The sequence below is a fragment of the Streptomyces sp. NPDC086835 genome (assembly GCF_044745705.1).
Taxonomy (GTDB): domain Bacteria; phylum Actinomycetota; class Actinomycetes; order Streptomycetales; family Streptomycetaceae; genus Streptomyces.
In genome coordinates, this window is sequence record NZ_JBIVAU010000002.1 from 41,126 (window position 1) to 61,495 (window position 20,370).

The 20,370-nt window shown below is 70.0% G+C and carries 22 protein-coding genes and 1 pseudogene; 15 read left to right on the top strand and 8 right to left on the bottom strand.

Features of this window, described 5'->3' with window-relative positions:
• Window positions 1-109: 109 nt before the first annotated feature.
• Window positions 110-670, top strand: a pseudogene (locus ACIPJI_RS06245) (TetR family transcriptional regulator); the annotation flags it as partial.
• Window positions 671-820: 150 nt separating this feature from the next.
• Here the strand turns inward: ACIPJI_RS06245 and ACIPJI_RS06250 are convergent.
• The 3 genes from ACIPJI_RS06250 to ACIPJI_RS06260 form a co-directional block, all read right to left on the bottom strand.
• On the bottom strand, window positions 821-1,546 hold the full coding sequence (locus tag ACIPJI_RS06250) for a Mut7-C RNAse domain-containing protein (RefSeq protein ID WP_356624379.1): 726 nt from the start codon (window positions 1,544-1,546) through the stop codon (window positions 821-823).
• A 75-nt stretch (window positions 1,547-1,621) separates the two neighbouring features.
• Window positions 1,622-2,164, bottom strand: a complete 543-nt coding sequence (locus tag ACIPJI_RS06255; protein ID WP_356624378.1) for a GNAT family N-acetyltransferase — start codon at window positions 2,162-2,164, stop codon at window positions 1,622-1,624.
• Between the two features lie 45 nt (window positions 2,165-2,209).
• Window positions 2,210-3,085, bottom strand: coding sequence for a helix-turn-helix domain-containing protein (locus ACIPJI_RS06260; RefSeq protein ID WP_356624377.1), 876 nt, complete (start codon window positions 3,083-3,085; stop codon window positions 2,210-2,212).
• Between the two features lie 95 nt (window positions 3,086-3,180).
• Here ACIPJI_RS06260 and ACIPJI_RS06265 point away from each other — a divergent pair, with 95 nt between their 5' ends.
• A complete protein-coding gene (locus ACIPJI_RS06265; RefSeq protein ID WP_402244807.1) occupies window positions 3,181-3,762 on the top strand; it encodes a TIGR03086 family metal-binding protein in 582 nt (193 codons plus the stop codon).
• An 82-nt stretch (window positions 3,763-3,844) separates the two neighbouring features.
• Here the strand turns inward: ACIPJI_RS06265 and ACIPJI_RS06270 are convergent, their stop codons facing one another.
• Window positions 3,845-4,720, bottom strand: coding sequence for a glycosyltransferase family 2 protein (locus ACIPJI_RS06270; RefSeq protein ID WP_356624372.1), 876 nt, complete (start codon window positions 4,718-4,720; stop codon window positions 3,845-3,847).
• Between the two features lie 273 nt (window positions 4,721-4,993).
• Between ACIPJI_RS06270 and ACIPJI_RS06275 the strand changes: the two genes are divergently transcribed.
• A complete protein-coding gene (locus ACIPJI_RS06275) occupies window positions 4,994-5,590 on the top strand; it encodes a DM13 domain-containing protein (RefSeq protein ID WP_356624370.1) in 597 nt (198 codons plus the stop codon).
• 151 nt (window positions 5,591-5,741) lie between these two features.
• On the opposite strand, the gene ACIPJI_RS06280 is transcribed toward ACIPJI_RS06275, so the two are convergent.
• The gene (locus ACIPJI_RS06280) at window positions 5,742-6,296 is read right to left on the bottom strand and encodes a hypothetical protein (RefSeq protein WP_182327717.1); all 555 of its coding nucleotides are present in this window, start codon (window positions 6,294-6,296) and stop codon (window positions 5,742-5,744) included.
• A 116-nt stretch (window positions 6,297-6,412) separates the two neighbouring features.
• Here ACIPJI_RS06280 and hemL point away from each other — a divergent pair, with 116 nt between their 5' ends.
• The 8 genes from hemL (at window position 6,413) to ACIPJI_RS06320 (ending at window position 14,668) form a co-directional block, all read left to right on the top strand.
• Window positions 6,413-7,729 carry a glutamate-1-semialdehyde 2,1-aminomutase gene (gene hemL, locus ACIPJI_RS06285; RefSeq protein ID WP_307707706.1) on the top strand — a complete coding sequence of 439 codons (1,317 nt, stop codon included), beginning with the start codon at window positions 6,413-6,415 and terminating at the stop codon, window positions 7,727-7,729.
• A gap of 146 nt (window positions 7,730-7,875) precedes the next feature.
• Entirely contained in the window at window positions 7,876-8,523 is a 648-nt protein-coding gene (locus ACIPJI_RS06290) for a histidine phosphatase family protein (RefSeq protein WP_307710447.1), read from the top strand.
• Between the two features lie 147 nt (window positions 8,524-8,670).
• Window positions 8,671-9,918 carry a hypothetical protein gene (locus tag ACIPJI_RS06295; protein WP_402245762.1) on the top strand — a complete coding sequence of 416 codons (1,248 nt, stop codon included), beginning with the start codon at window positions 8,671-8,673 and terminating at the stop codon, window positions 9,916-9,918.
• 68 nt (window positions 9,919-9,986) lie between these two features.
• Window positions 9,987-10,586 (top strand): TlpA disulfide reductase family protein, encoded by a 600-nt coding sequence (locus tag ACIPJI_RS06300; RefSeq protein WP_307707707.1) that lies wholly within the window; start codon window positions 9,987-9,989, stop codon window positions 10,584-10,586.
• Window positions 10,587-10,617: 31 nt separating this feature from the next.
• Complete coding sequence (locus tag ACIPJI_RS06305; RefSeq protein ID WP_189467105.1) at window positions 10,618-11,355, top strand: cytochrome c biogenesis CcdA family protein; 738 nt, start codon at window positions 10,618-10,620, stop codon at window positions 11,353-11,355.
• Window positions 11,356-11,359: 4 nt separating this feature from the next.
• Window positions 11,360-13,033, top strand: coding sequence for a cytochrome c biogenesis protein ResB (locus ACIPJI_RS06310; RefSeq protein ID WP_356624368.1), 1,674 nt, complete (start codon window positions 11,360-11,362; stop codon window positions 13,031-13,033).
• Window positions 13,030-14,115, top strand: a complete 1,086-nt coding sequence (gene ccsB / locus ACIPJI_RS06315) for a c-type cytochrome biogenesis protein CcsB (RefSeq protein ID WP_307707709.1) — start codon at window positions 13,030-13,032, stop codon at window positions 14,113-14,115. The genes ACIPJI_RS06310 and ccsB overlap by 4 nt, the downstream gene beginning before the upstream one ends.
• A 37-nt stretch (window positions 14,116-14,152) precedes the next feature.
• Window positions 14,153-14,668, top strand: coding sequence for an SRPBCC domain-containing protein (locus ACIPJI_RS06320; protein WP_307707710.1), 516 nt, complete (start codon window positions 14,153-14,155; stop codon window positions 14,666-14,668).
• Between the two features lie 9 nt (window positions 14,669-14,677).
• Here ACIPJI_RS06320 and ACIPJI_RS06325 read toward each other — a convergent pair whose 3' ends face one another.
• Entirely contained in the window at window positions 14,678-15,127 is a 450-nt protein-coding gene (locus ACIPJI_RS06325) for a nucleoside deaminase (protein ID WP_402244811.1), read from the bottom strand.
• A gap of 109 nt (window positions 15,128-15,236) precedes the next feature.
• Between ACIPJI_RS06325 and ACIPJI_RS06330 the strand changes: the two genes are divergently transcribed.
• A complete protein-coding gene (locus ACIPJI_RS06330) occupies window positions 15,237-16,196 on the top strand; it encodes a DMT family transporter (RefSeq protein ID WP_356624362.1) in 960 nt (319 codons plus the stop codon).
• Here ACIPJI_RS06330 and ACIPJI_RS06335 read toward each other — a convergent pair.
• Together ACIPJI_RS06335 and ACIPJI_RS06340 are read right to left on the bottom strand one after the other, a co-directional pair.
• The gene (locus tag ACIPJI_RS06335) at window positions 16,153-17,046 is read right to left on the bottom strand and encodes a LysR family transcriptional regulator (protein ID WP_402244813.1); all 894 of its coding nucleotides are present in this window, start codon (window positions 17,044-17,046) and stop codon (window positions 16,153-16,155) included. The genes ACIPJI_RS06330 and ACIPJI_RS06335 overlap by 44 nt on opposite strands.
• 1 nt (window position 17,047) lies before the next feature.
• Entirely contained in the window at window positions 17,048-17,437 is a 390-nt protein-coding gene (locus ACIPJI_RS06340) for a PLD nuclease N-terminal domain-containing protein (protein ID WP_307707714.1), read from the bottom strand.
• Window positions 17,438-17,527: 90 nt separating this feature from the next.
• Here ACIPJI_RS06340 and ACIPJI_RS06345 point away from each other — a divergent pair, with 90 nt between their 5' ends.
• The 3 genes from ACIPJI_RS06345 to mqnP are packed head-to-tail and all read left to right on the top strand — an operon-like array spanning window position 17,528 to window position 20,369.
• Window positions 17,528-18,979, top strand: coding sequence for a menaquinone biosynthesis decarboxylase (locus ACIPJI_RS06345; protein WP_189467091.1), 1,452 nt, complete (start codon window positions 17,528-17,530; stop codon window positions 18,977-18,979).
• Window positions 18,976-19,449, top strand: a complete 474-nt coding sequence (locus tag ACIPJI_RS06350) for a hypothetical protein (protein ID WP_307707715.1) — start codon at window positions 18,976-18,978, stop codon at window positions 19,447-19,449. Before ACIPJI_RS06345 ends, ACIPJI_RS06350 begins: the two co-directional genes overlap by 4 nt.
• A complete protein-coding gene (gene mqnP / locus ACIPJI_RS06355; RefSeq protein WP_356624420.1) occupies window positions 19,449-20,369 on the top strand; it encodes a menaquinone biosynthesis prenyltransferase MqnP in 921 nt (306 codons plus the stop codon). Before ACIPJI_RS06350 ends, mqnP begins: the two co-directional genes overlap by 1 nt.
• Window position 20,370: the final 1 nt, after the last annotated feature.

Here is a 20,370-nt window from a genome sequence, read left to right on the forward strand (position 1 = left end):
CGCTCGGGGGTCGACGTCTGTGGGTCAACAGGTGTTGGTCAACGCTTGTTGGCAACTTTAAGAACGCTGCCACTGGCTTGTCAACACTTGTTGGCCTACATTTGTTGGCATGACGACGGAAGCACCCGGCGCACCCCGCCGGTCGGACGCGACGAGGGCCGCGATCCTCGAAGCCGCCCGCGAACGTTTCGCCGCCGACGGGTACGAGCGGGCGACGATCCGCGCGATCGCCCGTGACGCGGGGATCGATCCCTCGATGGTGATGCGCTACTACGGCAACAAGGAGGGACTCTTCGCGGCCGCCTCCGAGTTCGACCTGCGGCTGCCTGAGCTGGGCGCGCTCCCCGCCCGGCATGCGGGAGCGGTTCTCGTCACGCACTTTCTCGACCGCTGGGAACAGGACGAGGTCCTGACGGCGCTGCTGCGCGCGGCCGTCACGAACGAGGCGGCCGCGGAGCGCGCCCGCGCGATCTTCCGTGACCAGTTGGGCCCGGTCGCCCTGGCTCTGTGCCCCGATCCCGCGGAGGCTCCCCGGCGCGCGGCGCTCATCGCCTCCCAGATACTCGGCATGGCGATGGCCCGGTACGTGCTGCGGTTCCCGCCCGCCGTGGAGATGACCCGCGACGAGGTCGTCAGCTGGCTCGCCCCGACCGTGCAGCGCTATCTCACGGAGCCGCGCACGGAAGCGACACCGCCGAAGCGGACGGAAGCAGGGGCGGAAGCGGGCGCCGACATGGTGTCGGAGGCGGGGACAGGAACACAGCCGGCGGCGCAGGGGCGGCCCTGAAGCCGGCCGGTCCTCCTTCGAAACCGGTCGGTCCTACGCGCCCGACGTGCGCAGCGCGTCCGTGACGATCGCCTCGAGGCGGGCGTGGTGGGCGCCGCGCCAGTACACCCGGCCGCAGGCCGTGCACTGGGCGAAGACGTCGTACGTGCGCTGAGTGCCGTGCTGAAGCTGTTCCTGGACGGAGTCCTTGTCGGCCTCCTTCAGCGGGCCGTTGCAGGCCGTGCAGCGCGTCCACGGCGCGAGCGAGGGAGCAAAACGCTGGAGCACGTCCCGCAGTTGGTCATCGGGCCGGTCGCTGTACACATACGCACCGGCCCAGATCTCGCGGCGGCGCAGCAGCCCCCGGTCGCGCGAGAGCAGCACCCGCCGCTCCTTGGCGGAGAGCGTCGCGAGGGCCGGGTCGCCGATGTCCTCGTTCTCGTACGCCGCGTCGACGCCGAGCAGCCGGAGCCGCCGGGCCAGCGTGCCGAGGTGGACGTCGAGGAGGAAGCGGAGCGGTGCGCCGGGCACCTGCTGCGGGCGGTCCACGCCGAGCACCTCGACGTGCTCTCCCGCGCCCGGGATGTGTGAGGTGGGCACCTGGCGGCCGTCGACCATCAGCCGGCCCGCCTCGGTGAGCGGCACGCCCAGGGACTCCACGACATGGCCGAGCGTCGACGAGCCGTCGGTGGTGAGGGCCGTACGGCCCCGGCGGTAGTCCGACGGGACGAAAAGACGCAGCTCGGGGGCGACGTCGATGGTGATCTCCGGTCCGTTCACAGCGCCCAGCATGTCAAAGGCCGCGGCGGAGCGGCCAGCGCTTTCCCCGGCCGCGCCTGACCGGCCACGCCCGGCTCACGCGCCCGTCGGCCCCAGGTCGAGGCACCAGTCGTTGCTGCGCAGCAGATTGCCCGGCGGGTACTCGAAGTCGCACTCGCCGACGAGGGAGAAGCCCGCCTTCCTGCACACCGCGTTCGACGGGCCGTTGGAGACGGACGGGAAGGCGTGCAGGAACCGGTGCTTCCGCTCGGCCCGCGCCGCTTCCACGACCGCCAGCGTCCCCGCCGTCGCGATCCCGAGGCCCTGGAACGCGGGCAGCACGCTCCAGCCCGTCTCGTAGACCTGCTCGTCCTCCCAGGTCTGCTCCCAGAAACCGACCGTGCCCGCGGCCTCGCCGCCGCCCCGCCCGCCGGTCTCCAGGACTATGCGGAACATCCGGCCGCGCCCGGTGCGGTCGGCGCTCAGGTCGACGTACCGCTGGTGGCGGTTGAGCAACTGCTCCTCCGTCTCCGGGCCGCCGAGGTGGTCCATCAGCTCGGGGGCGTTCGCCGCGCGGAGCAGATCGAGGTCGTCCTCGGACCAGGGCTCGATTCGTACCGGGATCGCTTTGCCGTCCATGTCCGCACTGTAGGGCCCGGGTACGACAGCGGCCCGGCCGTGCGGCTACCGCGCTGCCCTTGTGTACGCCGACGGGGGGACGCCGACCGTCGCCGTGAAGTCCCTTACGAGATGCGCCTGGTCGCTGTATCCCAGGTCGTCGGCGAGCGCGGCCCAGTCGACACCGCCGGCCGGTCGCCCGGCCGCCGCACCGGCTGGTCCGCCGGTCTGTTCTTCGGCCTGCTCGGCGCGCTCCAGTGCCTCGTGGATGCGGTAGCGCAGGATGACCCACTTGGGCCCCACGCCCACCCAGCCGGCGAAGAGACGCTGCAGGGACCGGGCCGACAGGCCCGCCGCGTCGGCGAGTTGGGACACGCGCCGCACGGAACGGTCGGTACGGACCCGCTCGACGAGCTCCATGGCGAGTGCCGCCCGGGGATCCGGCCTCGGGTCGAGGCCGAGCAGGAAGGTGTCCAGCGCCGCCACCCTGGCGTCCTCGTCATCCGGCTCCACGACGGCGTGCGCGGCGGTGCGCAGCGTCTCCTCGTCCCGCCCCGGCAGCAGTACGCCACCGATCGGCAGCCGTTGCCCCGTCCAGTCCGACACCGGCCGGTCCGGCGCGAACGGCCGGAAGCCACCGGGCCGGAACTGCACCCCGCAGACCCGGCCCCGCCCGGCCAGCTTGTGTGTGAACAGCTCCAACCCGATGCCGGCGACCTCGGCGTGGGCGGGCTCCTCGTCGTACCGCTGGAAGACCACGTTGACCGACGGGTGGGGAACCACATGGGAGGCGTACGGCTCGGTCAGGTCCCAGTCGATCAGCCAGTAGTGCTCGAGATACGGGCGCAGGGCGGGGGCGGGCTCACGTCGCCGGAAACGGACCCGCGCGAAGAGTTCGCGGGCCTCCACGATGCCTCTCGTGTCGCGTCGCGGACCGGTCATCCTCCGATCCTAGGACCGCCGGGTGTCGGTTTCCTCATGCCGGGTGTCGCGTTTCTTCAATACGCGGCCATGGTGACGGTGCCTACCGTGAGGCCATGACGAAACCCCTCAGTGAACTGCTCGCAGCGGCCGCAGAGCGCTCCGTCCCGGTGGTGTGCGGCATCACCGACGAACAGCTCGACCACCCCACCCCGTGTGCCGAGTACGACGTGCGCGGCCTCGCGAACCACCTGTTCCAGGTCATGGTCAACTTCCAGGCCCTGGCGGCGAAGAAGGAAGCGGACTTCTCCGTCGCACCGGACTACGTCGGACACGGCGACTGGCGTGGCGCCTTCGAGAAGGAGACGGCCGCCCTGGTGAAGGCATGGGCGGAGCCCGGCGCCGAGGAGGGCACGTCGGGTGCGATGGGGCTGCCGGCCGGCACCGTCGGCCGGATGGCCCTCGACGACCTCGCCGTGCACGCCTGGGACCTCGCCCGCGCCACCGGGCAGAAGTACACGCCCGACCCGGTCGTCGTCGCCGAAGCGCTCCGGTCCTGCGCCGAGCTCGCCCCCACCGGCCGCAAGATGGGCGCCTTCGGCGAGGAGTTCCCCCTGCCCGACGGCGGAGCCGGGGCGTCGGACCTCGATCGCCTGCTGGCCATGACCGGCCGCGACCCGGGATGGCGGCGGCCGTAGCGGCTCCCCCCGCGGGACCCTCCCCGGACGCGCGCGGCCGCAGGCCGGACGACCGGAGGCTGCTGGGCGGCCGGGGGGCGGGCTAGATGACCGGAGGCCGGCCGAGTCGGGTCATGCGCCACACCGTGCGCCACTTCATCGGCCGGCGACCGCCGCACGGTGTGCGCACGCCCTCCAGCAGCCCGGCACCCCAGGCGCTCAGCCCGGAAACGGAACGGGTGCGTACCAAGTTGATCAGGATCCACACGCCCAGGTAGACCGGCACCAGGGGGAGGGGGAGCCGGCGCCTGGCGAGCCAGACCCGGTTGCGGGCCGTGAAGCGGTGGTACACCGCGTGCCTGGCCGGGGAGGTCCTGGGGTGCTGCAGCACGAGGTCGGGTTCGTAGAGGATCTTCCACCCCGCGTCCAGGGCTCGCCAGGCGAGGTCGGTCTCCTCGTGGCAGAAGAAGAAGTGCTCCGGCCACGTGCCGATCTCGGCGAGCATCGGCGCCGACAGGGCGTGGCCACCTCCGAGGAAGGCGGTCACCGGCCCGCGCCGCATGGGGTCACCGGCCCGCAGACGTGGCACGTGCCGTCGCTGCGTCTCGCCGAGCTCGTCGGCGACCCGGAAGGACACGATCCCGAGCGCCGGATCCGCCGCGTACAGCTGCTGCACCTTGCGGAAGACGTCGTCGGTGATGAGCAGCCCGTCGTCGTCGAGTTCGACGATGACGTCCACGTCCCCCGACTCGAGCAGGGCCCGCAGCCCGACGTTCCGCCCGCCGGGGCAGCCCAGGTTCTCCTCCAGCGGGATCTTGGTCACCTCGGCCGAGACATCGGTGAGCGAAGTCGCGTTGCCGACCAGCACGATCCGCGTCGCGGAGACGTCCTGTCCGCCCACCGATGCGATCAGTGCGTCCAGTTCACGCGGTCGCGTGCCCATGGTCACGATGACGACTCCGATGCGCGGCAGTGGCATGGCGGCGAACTCCAGTGGTCGGCTGGATGCCGATGATGCCAGTCGCCGGAGCGCCCGCCCGGGCACGCCTCGCGACGTGGCGCGGCTCCGGCGAGGGCAGAGCGCGAGCACGGCAGAGCGGACGGCCGGCAGAGCGGCCGAACGGCAGAGCTGCCGGCAGTACGCGCCGGTGCGTGGCGGTGGCGTAAGGGAACCGTCATAACTTCCCGGCGCCGTGGCAGTGCGGGATCTCGTTGAATGAGAAGCCTGTAAAAGCTGTTCTAGGAGGCGGGGATGGGACGCATGCGCTCGGTACTCAGCAGGCCGGCCGGTGTAGCGGTGGTGGTCGTGGTCGTGGTGGCGGCCGTCGTGGGGCTGTACTGGTTCCAGCCGTGGAAGATCTGGCAGGACGAGACGGTGCAGGAGGCGCTGCCGGGGACGTCGGTCGGCGCCGCGCCGTCGGGCGGGGCCGCCGAGTCGCCGTCCGCCGCGCCGAGCGGGCCGTCGGCGTCTGCGTCGCCGTCGACACCGGCAGGGCCCGCGAAGCTGGCGTCCGGTGAGCTGATCAGCCACGAGCACGAGACGTCCGGCACCGTGCGGCTGCTCCGGCTGCCCGACGGCTCCCACACCGTCCGGCTGGAGAACCTGGACACGAGCAACGGCCCCGACCTGCATGTCTGGTTGACCGACGCGCCGGTCAAGGAAGGCCGGGCCGGCTGGCACGTCTTCGACGACGGGGCCTATGTGAGCCTCGGCAAGCTCAAGGGCAACAAGGGCGACCAGAACTACGCCCTGCCCGCCGACATCGACCCGGCCCGCTACAGCAGCGTGACCATCTGGTGCGACCGGTTCGACGTGTCCTTCGGCGCGGCGGAGCTCAGCCGCGCCTGACGCCGGCCGGAGGGGCTGCGGGGCGGGCCAGGAGCGGACGGAGTCAGGTCAGGGCCAGGGCCAGGGCCAAGGTCCGGAGCCGGACCAGGTCAGGAATTACGGCCGGGGGCGGGGGTCAGGGCATCCGGCCCGCCGCCCGGGAGATCCCGGGTCAGGGCCAGACCAGGCAGTACGGCTGATGCCCCGCCTCGTGCAGCCGGTGGGAGAAATCCTGCCATTCGTGGAGCAGTTGGTACACGTTGAACGCGTCCCTGGGGCCGCCCCGGTCGGGGACCGTCGACCATATGAACGCCGCCGCCCCCACCGACTCCTCGCCGATGCCGCGCAGCGGATCGACCACGGTCATCGGCAGCTTCACCACCGCGTAATCGGGGTGCAGTACGACGAGCTCCAGCGGCGGCACCTTGTTCAGCGGCATGCCCTGGATTCCGGTGAGAACCATGGCCGCTATGGTCTCCGGCTTGATCTTCGTGAACATTCCGCCCATGCCGAGCTCGTCGCCGCCGAGCTCCTCGGGGCGCATCGAAATCGGCACCCGGGCCGCGGTGGCTCCGTCGGGCGCGCCGAAGTATTTGTAGGTCACCCCCACTCGGCCGCTCCTGCCTCCCGCGGGCTCGTCCCCTTCGCCTCGCCGGTGCTTTCCACGCCGGGCAGGCTCAGGACCCAGGTCGTCGGTCCCCTCGCCCAGTCCGCCACCGCGATGCATATCTCCACCCGACCACTCGCAGCCCCCGCCGCGCAACCCGATCATCGTGACAGTGACCTCCCCCACGAACGTGCGGTGAAACACCTGTCCGCAGATACGTCCGAGCCTCTGAGACCATGGATTCCGTGAGCTTTCCCTATGACGCCCCAGTTTCGCAGACGCTTTTCGACCGCGCGTCCCTCGTGACGCCCGGCGGCGTGAACTCTCCCGTCCGTGCCTTCCGTGCTGTGGGCGGTACGCCCCGGTTCATGGTGTCCGGTACCGGTCCGTACCTCACCGATGCCGACGGGCGCGAGTATGTCGATCTCGTGTGCTCGTGGGGGCCGATGATCCTCGGGCACTCCCACCCGGCCGTGATCGAGGCGGTGCAGGCCGCGGTCGCGCGCGGCACGTCGTTCGGCACGCCGGGCGAGGGAGAGGTCGCCCTCGCCGAGGAGATCGTGGCCCGTGTCGAGCCCGTCGAGCAGGTTCGGCTGGTTTCCAGCGGTACGGAAGCGACCATGTCGGCGATCCGGCTGGCCCGCGGATTCACCGGCCGACCCAAGATCATCAAGTTCGCCGGCTGCTACCACGGGCACGTGGACGCCCTGCTGGCCGCCGCCGGTTCGGGTGTGGCGACGTTCGGCCTGCCCGACACGCCCGGTGTCACCGGCGCGCAGGCCGGTGACACCATCGTGCTGCCGTACAACGACCTCGAGGCCGTGCACGCCGCGTTCCACGCCAACGCCGGCCAGATCGCCTGTGTGATCACCGAGGCGTCGCCCGGCAACATGGGTGTCGTCCCGCCGCGGCCCGGTTTCAACGAGGGCCTCAAGGCGGCGTGCGCGCAGAACGGCGCGCTCTACATCTCCGACGAGGTGATGACCGGTTTCCGTACCTCGAAGGCCGGCTGGTACGGCGTCGACGGTGTCGCGCCCGACCTGATGACCTTCGGCAAGGTCATGGGCGGCGGCTTCCCCGCCGCGGCGTTCGGCGGCCGCAAGGACGTCATGGCGCACCTCGCCCCGGCGGGCCCGGTCTACCAGGCGGGCACCCTGTCCGGTAACCCCGTCGCCACCGCCGCCGGTCTCGCGCAGCTGAGGCTCCTCGACGACGCCGCCTACGACAAGGTGAACGCGGTCTCGAAGGAGATCCAGGCCCTGGTGACGGACGCGCTGACCAAGGAGGGCGTCGCCCACCGGCTGCAGACGGCGTCCAACATGTTCTCCGTCTTCTTCACCCCGACCGAGGTCAGGGACTACGAGGACGCCAAGAAGCAGGAGGCGTTCCGCTTCAACGCCTTCTTCCACTCCATGCTCTCCCAGGGCGTCTACCTGCCGCCGTCCGCCTTCGAGTCCTGGTTCGTGTCGACCGCGCACGACGAGCGGGCGATCGAGCGCATCGCCGCCGCCCTGCCCGCCGCCGCCCGCGCCGCCGCGGAGGCCACGGCATGAGCGCCGGCAGCCACCGTCCCGCGCGAGGCGACGGCTCCGGCGCCCTGACGCCCGAGGACAGCGCCGTCGAGGCGGCGCTGGAGCGCGCCGCGGCGACGGACGGGGACGTCCGGCGCGACGCCGGTGAGATCACCGTCGTGCACCTGATGCGCCACGGCGAAGTGCACAACCCCGACGGTGTCCTCTACGGCCGCCGCAGCGGCTACCACCTCTCCGAGCTCGGGCGGCAGATGGCCGACCGGGTCGCCGAGCACCTCTCCGGCCGGGACATCACCCATGTCGTGGCCTCGCCGCTGGAGCGCGCGCAGGAGACTGCCATGCCCATCGCCAAAGGGCACGGCCTCGCTCTCGATACGGACGAGCGGCTGATCGAGGCGGGCAACGTCTTCGAAGGCAAGACGTTCGGTGTCGGCGACGGCGCGCTGCGCAAGCCGGGCAACTGGCGGCATCTGACCAACCCGTTCCGCCCGTCGTGGGGCGAGCCGTACGTGGAGCAGGTCGTGCGGATGATGGCGGCGCTGGACGCGGCACGGGACGCGGCGCGCGGGCACGAGGCCGTGTGCGTCAGCCACCAGCTGCCCATCTGGACGGTGCGCAGCTTCGTGGAGCGCCGTCGGCTGTGGCACGACCCGCGGCGCCGGCAGTGCACGCTCGCCTCGCTGACCACCTTCACGTACCAGGGCAACCGGATCATCTCCGTGGGATACACGGAACCGGCCCGCGATCTCGTGCCGCCGCATCTTCTCGCCGGAGCCAAGCCGGTGAAGGGGAAGAGCAAGGCATTCGGCGCTTAGCCGATCCGTATTCGATCACCCGTATCAAAGAAAATAAGCAGAGTTCCCCGGAACCCGCGAGTTCCACAGCGCATCTCAGCTTGTGCCGGTTTGTTCGCCGGTTCGAGCAACTGCTCTCGTGACCAGGAGAGCGTGGATGGGGACGATATGCGGGAGATCAGCCGAAGGGGATTGCTGGGAGCGGGACTTGGGGCCGCAGCGGCCATCGGGGTGGCGGGCTGCGGCTCCAACGGCTTCGGCGGAAACGGACATACCGACCCAGCCAAGGGGGTCGACCAGGGCAAGGGCAGCAGCCCCTCCCCGTCCAAGAACCCCGTGCGGCTGATCGGCGACGGTTCCACCGCCGACACGGGAAAGCAGCCGCACCAGCCGCCGAAGCCCGTCCCGCTCGAACCGGGCCAGACGCCGCCGCAATTCGTGATCTTCTCCTGGGACGGTGCGGGCGAAGTCGGCAACGGCCTCTTCCCCCGTTTCCTGGAACTCGCCAGGGACCACGGCGCGGGAATGACCTTCTTCCTCTCCGGCATCTATCTGCTGCCCGAATCGAAGAAGTCGCTCTACCGTCCGCCCAACAACACCATCGGCGCGTCCGACATCGGCTATCTCACGGACGACCACATCAAGGACACCCTGAAGTGCATACGCCAGGCCTGGCTCGACGGCCATGAGATAGGCACCCACTTCAACGGGCATTTCTGTGGCGGTTCGGGATCCGTCGGCAACTGGACCTCCGCTGACTGGCGGAGCGAGATCGACCAGGCTGTGAAGTTCGTCACCGAATGGCGCACCAACAGCGGCTGGCACGACATCGACCCGCTGCCCTTCGACTACCGCAAGGAACTCGTCGGCGGTCGCACCCCCTGCCTGCTCGGCCAGGACAAGCTGCTGCCGACGGCCAAGCGGCTCGGCTGGCGCTATGACGCCAGCTCGCCCGGCGGCCACCAGATGTGGCCCGGGAAGAAGCTCGGCCTCTGGGACCTGCCGCTCCAGTCCGTCCCGTTCCCCGGCCACACCTTCGAAGTCCTCTCCATGGACTACAACATGCTGGCCAATCAGTCGAAGAACTCGACCAACGGCATGCCCTCCCGCTATCCGGGCTGGAAGAAGCAGGCGCGGGACGCGTATCTCGCAGGATTCCAACGGGCCTACGAGACCAATCGCGCGCCCTTCTTCATAGGCAACCACTTCGAACAGTGGAACGGCGGCATCTACATGGACGCCGTGGAGGAAGCGCTCAAAGGCATGGCCGGTAAGAAGGACGTACGGCTGGTGTCCTTCCGGCAGTTCTGCGACTGGCTCGATGTGCAGGATCCGCAGGTGCTCGCCAAGCTGCGTACGCTCGGGACCGGTCAGGCGCCGGCGGGCGGTTGGAACGCATTCTTTAAGGCCGCTTGACAACAGCCCTTAACGGGCACGCAGGGGGGTGCGGAAGATCCCCGCCAGGGCCATGCGAAACTTTTCACATGAGCCTTAGCCGTGCCCCCCGCGCCGCCCTGCTGACCGCCTTGGTCGCCGCAGGTGCGCTCACCCTGTCGGCCTGCGGCGACGGTGGGAAGTCCGGAGGCGGCGGTGACACGAACTTCGTCACCGGGACCGGTGGCATCGACACGGTCGCCAAGGGCGAGCGTTCGGCCCCCAAGAAACTCGCGGGCCAGACCCTCGACGGCGGACACCTCGACATCGCCGACCTCAAGGGCAAGATCGTCGTGATGAACGTCTGGGGATCATGGTGCGCCCCCTGCCGTTCCGAGGCCCCCTATTTCGCGAAGGTCGCCAAGGAGACCAAGGCGGACGGTGTCGAGTTCGTCGGGATCAACACCCGCGACCCGCAGAAGGGCCCCGCCCTCGCCTTCGAGAAGGATTACGGCGTCGGCTATCCGAGCCTCTACGACCCGATCGGGAAACTGATCGTCAACGGTTTCCCCAAGGGCAGCCTCAACCCGCAGGCCATTCCCTCCACGATCGTCCTCGACCGGGAAGGGAAGATCGCGGCGCGTTCGCTCAAGGCGCTCGACGACGAGGAACTCCGCAAGATGATCGACCCGTTGATCGCGGAGAAGTGATCCTGTGGAAGTTCTGGCCGCAGCGTCCGGCATGAACGAGACGGTGTTCGGCGGCGCACTGCTCCTCGCGCTGCCCATCGCCGTGCTCGGTGGACTCGTCTCCTTCTTCTCGCCGTGCGTCCTGCCCCTGGTGCCCGGCTACCTCTCCTATGTGACCGGCGTCACCGGTACCGACCTGGCCGACGCACGGCGCGGCCGGATGGTCGTCGGCGCGTCGCTGTTCGTCCTCGGCTTCACCGTCGTCTTCGTCTCCGGCGGCGCCTTCTTCGGCTACTTCGGCAACACCCTGCTGGGACACCGGGACGTGCTGTCCAAGGTCCTCGGCGTGCTGATGGTCCTGCTGGGCGTGTTCTTCATGGGGCTGATGCCCTGGCTCACCCAGCGCGAGTTCCGCTTCCACAAGAAGCCGGCGACCGGCCTGGTCGGCGCTCCGCTGCTCGGCGCCCTGTTCGGAGTGGGCTGGGCCCCGTGCATCGGCCCGACCCTCGCGTCGGTGCAGGCCCTCGCGCTCAACGAGGGAAGCGCGGGCCGCGGGGCCGTACTGTCTGTCGCGTACTGCCTCGGTCTCGGTCTGCCGTTCATCGTCGCCGCGGTCGCCTTCCGCAAGGCGCTCGGCGCCTTCGGCTGGATCAAGCGGCACTACACATGGGTGATGCGGATCGGCGGGATCATGATGATCGCGACCGGTCTGCTGCTGCTCACAGGTGCATGGGACACCCTGGTGCAGGAGATGCAGGGATGGTCGAACGGCTTCACGGTGGGGATCTGAGTTCATGAGCAAGACCGAAGAGCGCGACCTCGGCGACGCCGGAGCGCAGCTGTCCACCGCCCCCACGGAGAATCCGGCCGACCAGGCGATCGGCGGGCCCACGCTCTCCGTCGTCGGCTGGGTCCGCTGGTTCTGGCGCCAGCTGACCTCCATGCGGGTCGCGCTGATCCTGCTGTTCATGCTGTCGCTCGGCGCCATCCCCGGCTCCCTCGTCCCGCAGAACAGCGTGGACGAGCTCAAGGTGCAGGCGTTCAAGAAGCAGCACGACCTCCTGACGCCGGTCTACGAGAAGCTCCAGTTCTTCGACGTCTACAGCTCGGTGTGGTTCTCCGCGATCTACATCCTGCTGTTCGTCTCGCTCATCGGCTGCATCGTGCCGCGCAGCTGGCAGTTCGTCGGCCAGCTCCGTAGCCGGCCGCCGGGCGCGCCGAAGCGGCTCACCCGCCTGCCCGCGTACACCACCTGGCGCACCCAGGCCGACCCGGAGCAGGTGCGCGAGGCGGCCCTCGCGATCCTGAAGAAGCGCCGCTTCCGTGCCGACGCGGCAGGCGACGCCGTCGCCGCGGAGAAGGGCTACCTGCGCGAGGCGGGCAACCTCGTCTTCCATGTGTCGCTGATCGTGATGCTGGTGGCGTTCGCCACGGGGACGCTGTTCAAGTCCGAGGGCGGAAAGCTGATCGTCGAGGGCGACGGCTTCTCCAACACGCTCATCCAGTACGACGACTTCAAGTCCGGGTCGCTGTTCGACACCGACGAACTCGTGCCGTTCAGCTTCAGCCTGGACAGCTTCACCGGGACGTACGCGAAGGACGGCCCGCAGCGGGGCACCCCGCGCACCTACGAGGCGGCCGTCACCTGGTCCAAGGGCGACGGTCCCGCGCGGAAGTCGGTCATCGAGGTCAACAAGCCGCTCGAGGTCGACGGCACCAAGGTCTATCTGCTGTCGCACGGCTACGCACCCGTCGTCACCGTCAGGGACGGCAAGGGCAAGGTCGTCTCCAGCGGCGCCGTGCCGCTGCTGCCGATCGACTCCAACGTCACCTCGACCGGCGCGATCAAGGTGATGGACGGCTACCGCGACAAGAACGGGAAGAAGGACCAGCTCGGCTTCCAGGCCTTCTTCGTGCCGACGTTCGCGGGCGCGGGACACGGCGACATGTTCTCCCAGTTCCCCGGGCTCGAGTACCCGGTGCTCGCGCTCACCGGCTACCACGGCAGCCTCGGCGTCGACGCCGGCCTGCCCCAGAACGTGTACCAGCTCGACACCCGCAAGATGGAGCAGTTCAAGGACGCCGACGGGGAGATCCTCAAGCAGCGTCTGCGGCCCGGCGAGACCATGAAGCTCCCCGACGGCGCCGGTTCCATCACCTTCGAGAACGAGGTGAAGGAGTGGGCGAGCTTCCAGATCTCTCAGCAGCCCGGCAACGGCTGGGCACTGGCCGGCGCGATCGCGGCCATCACCGGCCTGATCGGCTCACTGTTCATCCAGCGCCGCCGCATCTGGGTGCGCGCGGTGCGAGGTTCGGACGGTGTGACCGTGGTCGAGATGGCCGGCCTCGGCCGGGCCGAGTCCGCGAAGCTCCCCGAGGAGCTGGCGGAGCTGGCCGCGACCCTCAATGAACAGGCGCCGACCGCGCCTGAACCCGTAGAAGTTCCTGCCGAAGGGGCCAAGGAGTGACGCTCGCCGCCGCAACCAACGCGAATCTGGCGGAGATCAGCAACTACCTGATCTATTCGTCGATGGCCGTCTACACGCTGGCCTTCTTCGCGCACATCGCCGAGTGGACGCTCGGCAGCCGCAGCAAGGTGGCCCGTACGGCCGCCGCACTGACCGCCCCCGACCGGAAGACCCCGGCCGACGCCCCCAAGATCCAGGTCCAGGGCGGCGGCACCGCCGTCCTGGAGAAGCCGAAGGTCGTCACCCGCTCCGCGAGCGGCTCCCGTGACGTCCCCGACGGCCCGGGCGCGCACGGCGGCACCGAGAGCGGTGACCTGTACGGCCGCATCGCGGTGTCCCTGACCACGCTCGCCTTCCTGATCGAGGCGGCCGGCGTCACCTCCCGCGCCCTGTCGGTGCAGCGGGCGCCGTGGGGCAACATGTACGAGTTCTCCACGACGTTCTCGACCGTCGTCGTGGGGGTGTACCTGGCGCTGCTCCTCGCCAAGAAGAACGTCCGCTGGGCCGGACTGCCGCTGGTCACCACCGTGCTGCTCGACCTGGGCATCGCCGTCACCTGGCTCTACACGGAGAGCGACCAGCTGGTCCCCGCCCTGGACTCGTACTGGCTGTGGATCCACGTCTCCACCGCGATCTTCTGCGGCGCGGTCTTCTACCTCGGCGCCGTGGGCACCGTGCTCTACCTGTTCCGCGACTCCTACGAGGCCAAGCTGGCCCGCGGCGGCAAGCCCGGCCGCTTCGCCACCTCGGTCCTCGAGCGGCTGCCCGCCGCCGCGTCGCTCGACAAGTTCTCCTACCGCGTCAACGCCGCCGTCTTCCCGCTGTGGACGTTCACGATCATCGCGGGCGCGATCTGGGCCGGCGACGCGTGGGGCCGCTACTGGGGCTGGGACGCCAAGGAGGTCTGGTCGTTCATCACCTGGGTCGCCTACGCCGCCTATCTGCACGCCCGCGCGACGGCCGGCTGGAAGGGCCGCAAGGCCGCGTACCTGGCGTTGATCGCCTTCGCCTGCTGGCTGTTCAACTACTACGGCGTGAACATGTTCGTGAACAGCCTGCACTCGTACGCGGGCGTGGAGTGAGGTAGCGCCCGCGCCGCCGAGGGGTGACGCTGGATGCATGAGTGACGTAATCCCCCACGGCACCGTCGAGACCCGGGACGACGGCACTCACCTGTTGCGGTACGAACTCCACCTGCCGCATCCGGTGATCCGGGTATGGGCCGCCGTCGCCACGCCCGAAGGGCTGCCGAGCTGGCTCTGCGCCGCCGACGTCCTCGAACCGAGAGTCGGCGGCGCGGTCCGGCTCCGCTGGCTCAACGCGGACGCGGAGGGCCGGCACACCGTCGCCGAAGGACGTGTCACCGCCTGGGACGTGGAGCGGGTCGCCGAGTACACCGTCTCCGTCCACGGCCGTATCCGCTTCCACCTCGAACCGCACGGCGCGGACGGCACCGTGCTGCGCTTCACCAACGAACTGCGTTGCGACGACGGCGTGCTGCTGGACTGTCTGGCCGGCTGGCACAACCACTTCGAACTGCTCACCGACGCCCTCGGTGGCAGTCCGACGACCGACTGGGCCACCTGGACACCGAAGCGCTGGCAGGAACTGCGGGACTCCTACGCCGCGGCGTAGCGGCGCCCCTCAGGCGCCGATGTCCTCCTGCCAGAGACCGGGGCTGGCGGCGACGAAGTCGCGCATCATCGACCGGCACGCGGGGTCGTCGAGGAGCACGATCTCCACGCCGTTCGCGGCCAGCCAGTCGTGGCCGCCGTGGAAGGTCTCCGCCTCGCCGATCACCACCCGCGAGATGCCGAACTGCCGAACCAGCCCGCTGCAGTACCAGCACGGCGACAGGGTCGTCACCATCGTCGTGCCACGGTAGGAACGCTGCCGCCCCGCGGCACGGAACGCCTCCGTCTCGGCGTGCGCCGACGGATCACCGTCCTGCACACGGCGGTTGCGGCCACGGCCGAGAAGAGTGCCGTCCGTGGCGTAGAGCGCGGCGCCGATGGGGATGCCGCCCTCCGCGAGGCCGGCCCGAGCCTCGGCCACGGCCGTCTCCAGCCATGTCCCGTACCTGTCCTGTGCCATGCCGCTTCCTCTCCGCGTCGGGGCCCATCGGACGCGCCTATGGGCCCATCGGCAGGACGCCCCACTGGCGCGTGGACCGCCCCGGTGTGCCGCTCGTAGCTTCACAGACATGACAACCGAGACCGCGCAGACCGCCGCGAACGCCACCAGGCGCGGCACCGTCGAACTCACCCTGGCCATGGTGCTCTCCGGCACCATCGGCATCTTCGTCGTCGAGTCGGGCGCCTCCCCGTTCGAGGTCGTGTTCTTCCGCTGCCTGTTCGGGGCGCTCGCGCTCGGCGCCTACTGCCTGGCACGCGGCTACTTCACCGACCACGCCTTCACCCCGAAGAAGCTGGCGCTCGCCGCGCTCGGCGGCGTGTTCATCGTCTTCAACTGGGTGTTCCTCTTCGAGGCGTACGAGGAGTCGTCCATCTCGCTCGCGACCGTCGTCTACCACACGCAGCCGTTCTACGTGGTGCTGCTCGGCGCGCTGCTGTTCAAGGAGCGGCTGACTGCCGCGACCTTCGGCTGGCTCGGCGTCGCGTTCGCCGGTCTCGTCCTCGTCTCCGGGGTGAGCCCCACCGACCCCGGCCCGCTCGTCGGGCTGGGATTCGCCCTGCTGGCCGCGCTGTTCTACGCGGTCTCCACGGTGATCACCAAGCGCGTCACCGGTGTGAAGCCGCATCTGGTCGCGCTGGTGCAGGTGCTGGTCGGCATTCCGCTGCTGCTGCCCTTCGCCGACTTCGCGGCGGTGAGCGGCCTCGGCGCCGGCTGGGCCTGGCTGGTGGGCCTCGGCCTGATCCACACCTGCCTGATGTACGTGCTGATGTACTCGGCCTACCAGAAGCTCGCCACCGCGAAGATCGCCGTGCTGGCCTTCGTCTACCCGGCCGTCGCCATGGTCGCCGACCGGGCGGTGTACGGGCATCACATCGGGCTCGTCCAGGCGCTGGGCGTCCCGCTGATCCTGCTGGCCTCGCTGCGGATCAACCGCGCCCGGCAGCCGCGCACCGTGGCCCGCTCCACGACGACTCAGGCTCCCGCTACGACTCCTGCTCCCGCACCAGCCGCACCGTCTCGTCGATGAACAGCCGCACATGCCGGGGCAGCCGCTTCCCCTCCCGCCACGCCACCTGCGTGTGCAGCCGGAACGGCGGCTTCCACGGCAGCGCGACCAGCGCCCCGGACGCCAGCTCCGCACGGACCGTCATCCGGGGCAGCAGCGCGACCCCGAGACCTGCGGCCACACCCCGCTTGGTGGCCTCGATCGTGCCGAACTCCATGAACGGCGGCGGCGCCCCGGTCCGCTCGCGCAGTTCGTCCTCGAAGAGGTCCCGGTACGGGCAGCCCGGTTCGGTGCCCACCAGCTGGGCGTCCGCCAGGTCGGCGGTGGTCAGCTCCCCGGCCCCGGTCAGCGGATGGCCGGGCGCGGCCACCAGCACCAGCGGCTCCGGAGCCAGGACCTCGCTCTCAAGGCCCGTGTGCTCCGTCTCCCGTTCCATCAGGAAACCGATGTCGTACACGCCGTGGCGCAGCGCCTGACGGGTCTCGTCGCCCAGGGTGGGGCGCAGCGACAGTTTGACCTGCGGATAGCGGTGGTGGAACAGCTCGAGCAGTTCCGGGAGCCGGTAGGAGGTGAGCGACTCCATGGTGCCGATGTTGATGGTGCCCGCCGGTTCGTCGGTCTCGACGACCGCCGCCCGCGCCTCTTCGGACAGCTCGATGATCCTGCGGGCGTAGGGCACCAGCCGCTCGCCCGCCTCCGTGAGCCGGATGCGGCTGCCGAGCCGGTCGAACAGCTCGGTGCCCAGGGAGCTCTCCAGCGAGCGGATCTGGCTGGTGACGCTCGACTGGGCGTACTTCAGCTCGGCCGCTGCCTGCGTGAAACTGAGGTGGGCCGCGACCTTCTCGAAGGTGACCAGCAGGCGGATCTCCACGTCAGGACTTGTCGCCCTCGCCGCCCTGCTCGCGCTTCTTCAGCTCCTCCTCGCGGCGGCGCAGGTCGGCCTCCCAGTCCTTGAGGACCGCTTCGTCCTTCTCGGTCTCGTCCTTGAGGGACTTCAGGAATTCGGGGTTGTCGTCGGGGGCGACCCACTGCGTGCGGTGGTTGCGGTGCCACTCGGAGGGGGTGCGGCCGCCGGCCGGGGCGTGCCGCATCTTGCCGGCGGCGAACCAGACGATCGGGCCGACGATCCAGAAGAGCAGGATGATGAACACCCAGGCCAGCTTGGGGAGATGCTTGGCCTCGTCCTCGGGGGTGTTCAGGCAGTCGACGAACGCGTAGATCGTCAGCGCCAGCGGCAGGATGTACATCAGCGCCCTGAGCATGTGGGACAGCCCCCTGGAGACTTAGGCGGGGCGGCGTTTCCCCGGCCCCGGTGACGGGGCCAGGGTAGCGGGTGACCGATACTTGACCCCATGGCTTACGACGATCTTCGCTCCCTGCTCCGGGCGCTGGAGCGCGAGGGCGACCTCAAGCGCATCAAGGCCGAAGTCGACCCGTATCTCGAGGTCGGGGAGATCGTCGACCGGGTGAACAAGGCAGGCGGCCCGGCCCTGCTGTTCGAGAACGTGCGCGGCTCCGCGATGCCCCTCGCGATGAACGTGTTCGGCACCGACCGCCGGCTGCTGAAGTCGCTCGGACTGAAGTCCTACGCGGAGATCAGCGACAAGATCGGCGGGCTGCTCAAGCCCGAGCTGCCGCACGGCTTCATCGGGGTGCGCGAGGCGTTCGGCAAGCTCGGGTCGATGGTGCACGTGCCGCCGAAGAAGGTGAAGGACGCGCCCGTGCACGAGGTCGTCCTGCGCGGCGACGACGTCGACCTGGACGCCCTGCCCGCGCTGTTCACCTGGCCCAAGGACGGCGGCTCCTTCTTCAACCTGGGCCTCACCCACACCAAGCACCCGGAGACGGGCGTACGGAACCTCGGCCTCTACCGCCTCCAGCGCCATGACCGGCGCACCATCGGTATGCACTGGCAGATCCACAAGGACAGCCGCAACCACTACGCCGTGGCCGCCGAGCGGGGCGAGCGGCTGCCGGTCGCCATCGCGTTCGGCTGCCCGCCGGCCGTGACGTATGCCTCGACCGCGCCGCTGCCCGGCGACATCGACGAGTACCTGTTCGCCGGCTTCGTCGCGGGCAAGCGGATCGAGATGGTCGACTGCAAGACGGTGCCGCTCCAGGTACCGGCGAACGCCGAGGTCGTGCTGGAGGGGTGGCTGGAGCCGGGGGAGATGCTGCCCGAGGGCCCCTTCGGCGACCACACCGGCTTCTACACGCCGCAGGAACCTTTCCCGGCGCTGACCATCGACTGCGTCACGATGCGCAAGCGGCCGCTGCTCCAGTCGATCGTGGTGGGCCGGCCGCCGACGGAGGACGGGCCGCTGGGCCGGGCGACCGAGCGTTTCTTCCTGCCTCTGCTGAAGATCATCGTGCCGGACATCGTGGACTACCACCTGCCGGAGTCGGGCGGCTTCCACAACTGCGCGATCGTCTCGATCGACAAGAAGTACCCGAAGCACGCGCAGAAGGTCATGCACGCCATCTGGGGCGCGCACATGATGTCGCTGACCAAGCTGATCGTGGTGGTGGACAAGGACTGCGACGTCCATGACCTGCACGAAGTCTCCTGGCGAGCGCTCGGCAACACCGACTACGCGCGCGACCTCACCGTCGTCGAAGGCCCCGTCGACCATCTGGACCACGCGTCCTATCAGCAGTTCTGGGGCGGCAAGGCAGGCATCGACGCGACGCGCAAACTGCCGGAGGAGGGGTACACGCGGGACGGAGGCTGGCCGGAGATGGTCGAGTCCGATCCCGCGACGGCGGCGCTCGTCGACCGCCGGTGGAAGGAGTACGGCCTGTGAGTCCCGTCGCCGTGGGCGGTCCCGCCCTCTTCATCGGCACCGACACCGACTATGTGGCCCTGGTGCGCCCCGAGCTCGACCCCGCCGACCCGGGCGTCCGGCTGGCCGCCGAGCAGGCGGGCGTGGCGCCCGAGGAGTTCGCGGGCGCCGGTGACACGTGGGCGGTCCTTCTGGAGAACGACGGCGAGGGCGACGGCTTCGAGCTGCCCGGTGTGCGCGACGCGGAGCCCGCAGATTTCGCGGCGCGGCTGCGCGCGGAGCTCGCCGCGGCGTCCGGGCCGTTCACGGTCGACGGCGGGGCCGTGCTGAGTCTGGACGCCCGTCCGGCCGGCGCGGACGCGTACGCCTTCACGGCGCACGTCACGCCGCCCGACGACGAAACCGGGACGCCGCTGACCGTGGAGACGGGCCCGCTGCCCGTCGCCGGGCTGCTGGCCGACCTCGACGCGTTCCTCGGGAGCCTCGCATGATGACGACCGCCGACGGGGTCGTGGGCTCCGGCCCGGCACCGCAGCCCACCGGAAAGGTGAAGGCCTTCCTGCGGCTGGTGATGATCGAGCACTCGGTCTTCGCGCTGCCCTTCGCCTACATCGCCGCCCTCACCGCGATGTTCCAGCTGGACGAGCAGGTCCACTGGACCGACCTGCTGCTCGTCACCGTCGCCATGGTGGGTCTGCGGACCTTCGCGATGGCCTGCAACCGGATCATCGACCGCGAGATCGACGCGCGGAACCCGCGCACCGCGGGGCGCGAACTGGTCACGGGCGCGGTGTCCGTGCGGTCGGCGTGGACCGGCGCGCTGATCGCTCTGGTCGTCTTCCTCGGGGCGGCGGCGCTGCTCAACCCGCTGTGTCTGGCGCTCGCGCCGGTCGCGGTCGTGCCGATGGTGGTCTATCCGTACGGCAAGCGGTTCACCGACTTCCCGCACGCCATCCTCGGTCTCGCGCAGGCCATGGGCCCCGTCGGGGCGTGGATCGCGGTCACGGGGGAGTGGTCGTGGGCCGCGGTGATCCTGGGCCTGGCCGTCGGCGTGTGGATCGGCGGCTTCGACCTGATCTTCGCCTGCCAGGACGTGCAGGCCGACCGCGCCCACGGGGTGAAGTCGGTCCCGGCCCGCTTCGGCATCCCGGCCGCGCTGTACGGCGCCCGCGCCTCGCACGTCGTGACGACGGGCCTGCTGGTCTGGTTCGCGCTGGCGACGGACGCGGGGGTGCTGTTCTGGGCGGGCCTGGTGATCGTCGCGGCGGCGTTCCTCTACGAGCACACGATCGTCCGGCCGCACGACCTGTCCCGTCTGAACAGGGCGTTCTTCACGACGAACGGCTTCATCGGGATCTCGCTCTTCGTCTGCGCCCTGCTCGATCTCGTGGTGCGGGGCCTGACGGTCTGAC

What these genes read in the sequence shown, in the direction of transcription:
- ACIPJI_RS06255 (WP_356624378.1), bottom strand. Translation starts at nt 2,164, where the DNA reads ATGGACGGCAAAGCGATCCCGGTACGAATCGAGCCCTGGTCCGAGGAC.
- ACIPJI_RS06260 (WP_356624377.1), bottom strand. Translation starts at nt 3,085, where the DNA reads ATGACCGGTCCGCGACGCGACACGAGAGGCATCGTGGAGGCCCGCGAA.
- ACIPJI_RS06265 (WP_402244807.1), top strand. Translation starts at nt 3,181, where the DNA reads ATGACGAAACCCCTCAGTGAACTGCTCGCAGCGGCCGCAGAGCGCTCC.
- ACIPJI_RS06270 (WP_356624372.1), bottom strand. Translation starts at nt 4,720, where the DNA reads ATGCCACTGCCGCGCATCGGAGTCGTCATCGTGACCATGGGCACGCGA.
- ACIPJI_RS06275 (WP_356624370.1), top strand. Translation starts at nt 4,994, where the DNA reads ATGGGACGCATGCGCTCGGTACTCAGCAGGCCGGCCGGTGTAGCGGTG.
- ACIPJI_RS06280 (WP_182327717.1), bottom strand. Translation starts at nt 6,296, where the DNA reads ATGCATCGCGGTGGCGGACTGGGCGAGGGGACCGACGACCTGGGTCCT.
- hemL (WP_307707706.1), top strand. Translation starts at nt 6,413, where the DNA reads ATGGATTCCGTGAGCTTTCCCTATGACGCCCCAGTTTCGCAGACGCTT.
- ACIPJI_RS06290 (WP_307710447.1), top strand. Translation starts at nt 7,876, where the DNA reads ATGCGCCACGGCGAAGTGCACAACCCCGACGGTGTCCTCTACGGCCGC.
- ACIPJI_RS06295 (WP_402245762.1), top strand. Translation starts at nt 8,671, where the DNA reads ATGCGGGAGATCAGCCGAAGGGGATTGCTGGGAGCGGGACTTGGGGCC.
- ACIPJI_RS06300 (WP_307707707.1), top strand. Translation starts at nt 9,987, where the DNA reads ATGAGCCTTAGCCGTGCCCCCCGCGCCGCCCTGCTGACCGCCTTGGTC.
- ACIPJI_RS06305 (WP_189467105.1), top strand. Translation starts at nt 10,618, where the DNA reads ATGAACGAGACGGTGTTCGGCGGCGCACTGCTCCTCGCGCTGCCCATC.
- ACIPJI_RS06310 (WP_356624368.1), top strand. Translation starts at nt 11,360, where the DNA reads ATGAGCAAGACCGAAGAGCGCGACCTCGGCGACGCCGGAGCGCAGCTG.
- ACIPJI_RS06320 (WP_307707710.1), top strand. Translation starts at nt 14,153, where the DNA reads ATGAGTGACGTAATCCCCCACGGCACCGTCGAGACCCGGGACGACGGC.
- ACIPJI_RS06325 (WP_402244811.1), bottom strand. Translation starts at nt 15,127, where the DNA reads ATGGCACAGGACAGGTACGGGACATGGCTGGAGACGGCCGTGGCCGAG.
- ACIPJI_RS06330 (WP_356624362.1), top strand. Translation starts at nt 15,237, where the DNA reads ATGACAACCGAGACCGCGCAGACCGCCGCGAACGCCACCAGGCGCGGC.
- ACIPJI_RS06340 (WP_307707714.1), bottom strand. Translation starts at nt 17,437, where the DNA reads ATGCTCAGGGCGCTGATGTACATCCTGCCGCTGGCGCTGACGATCTAC.
- ACIPJI_RS06345 (WP_189467091.1), top strand. Translation starts at nt 17,528, where the DNA reads ATGGCTTACGACGATCTTCGCTCCCTGCTCCGGGCGCTGGAGCGCGAG.
- mqnP (WP_356624420.1), top strand. Translation starts at nt 19,449, where the DNA reads ATGACGACCGCCGACGGGGTCGTGGGCTCCGGCCCGGCACCGCAGCCC.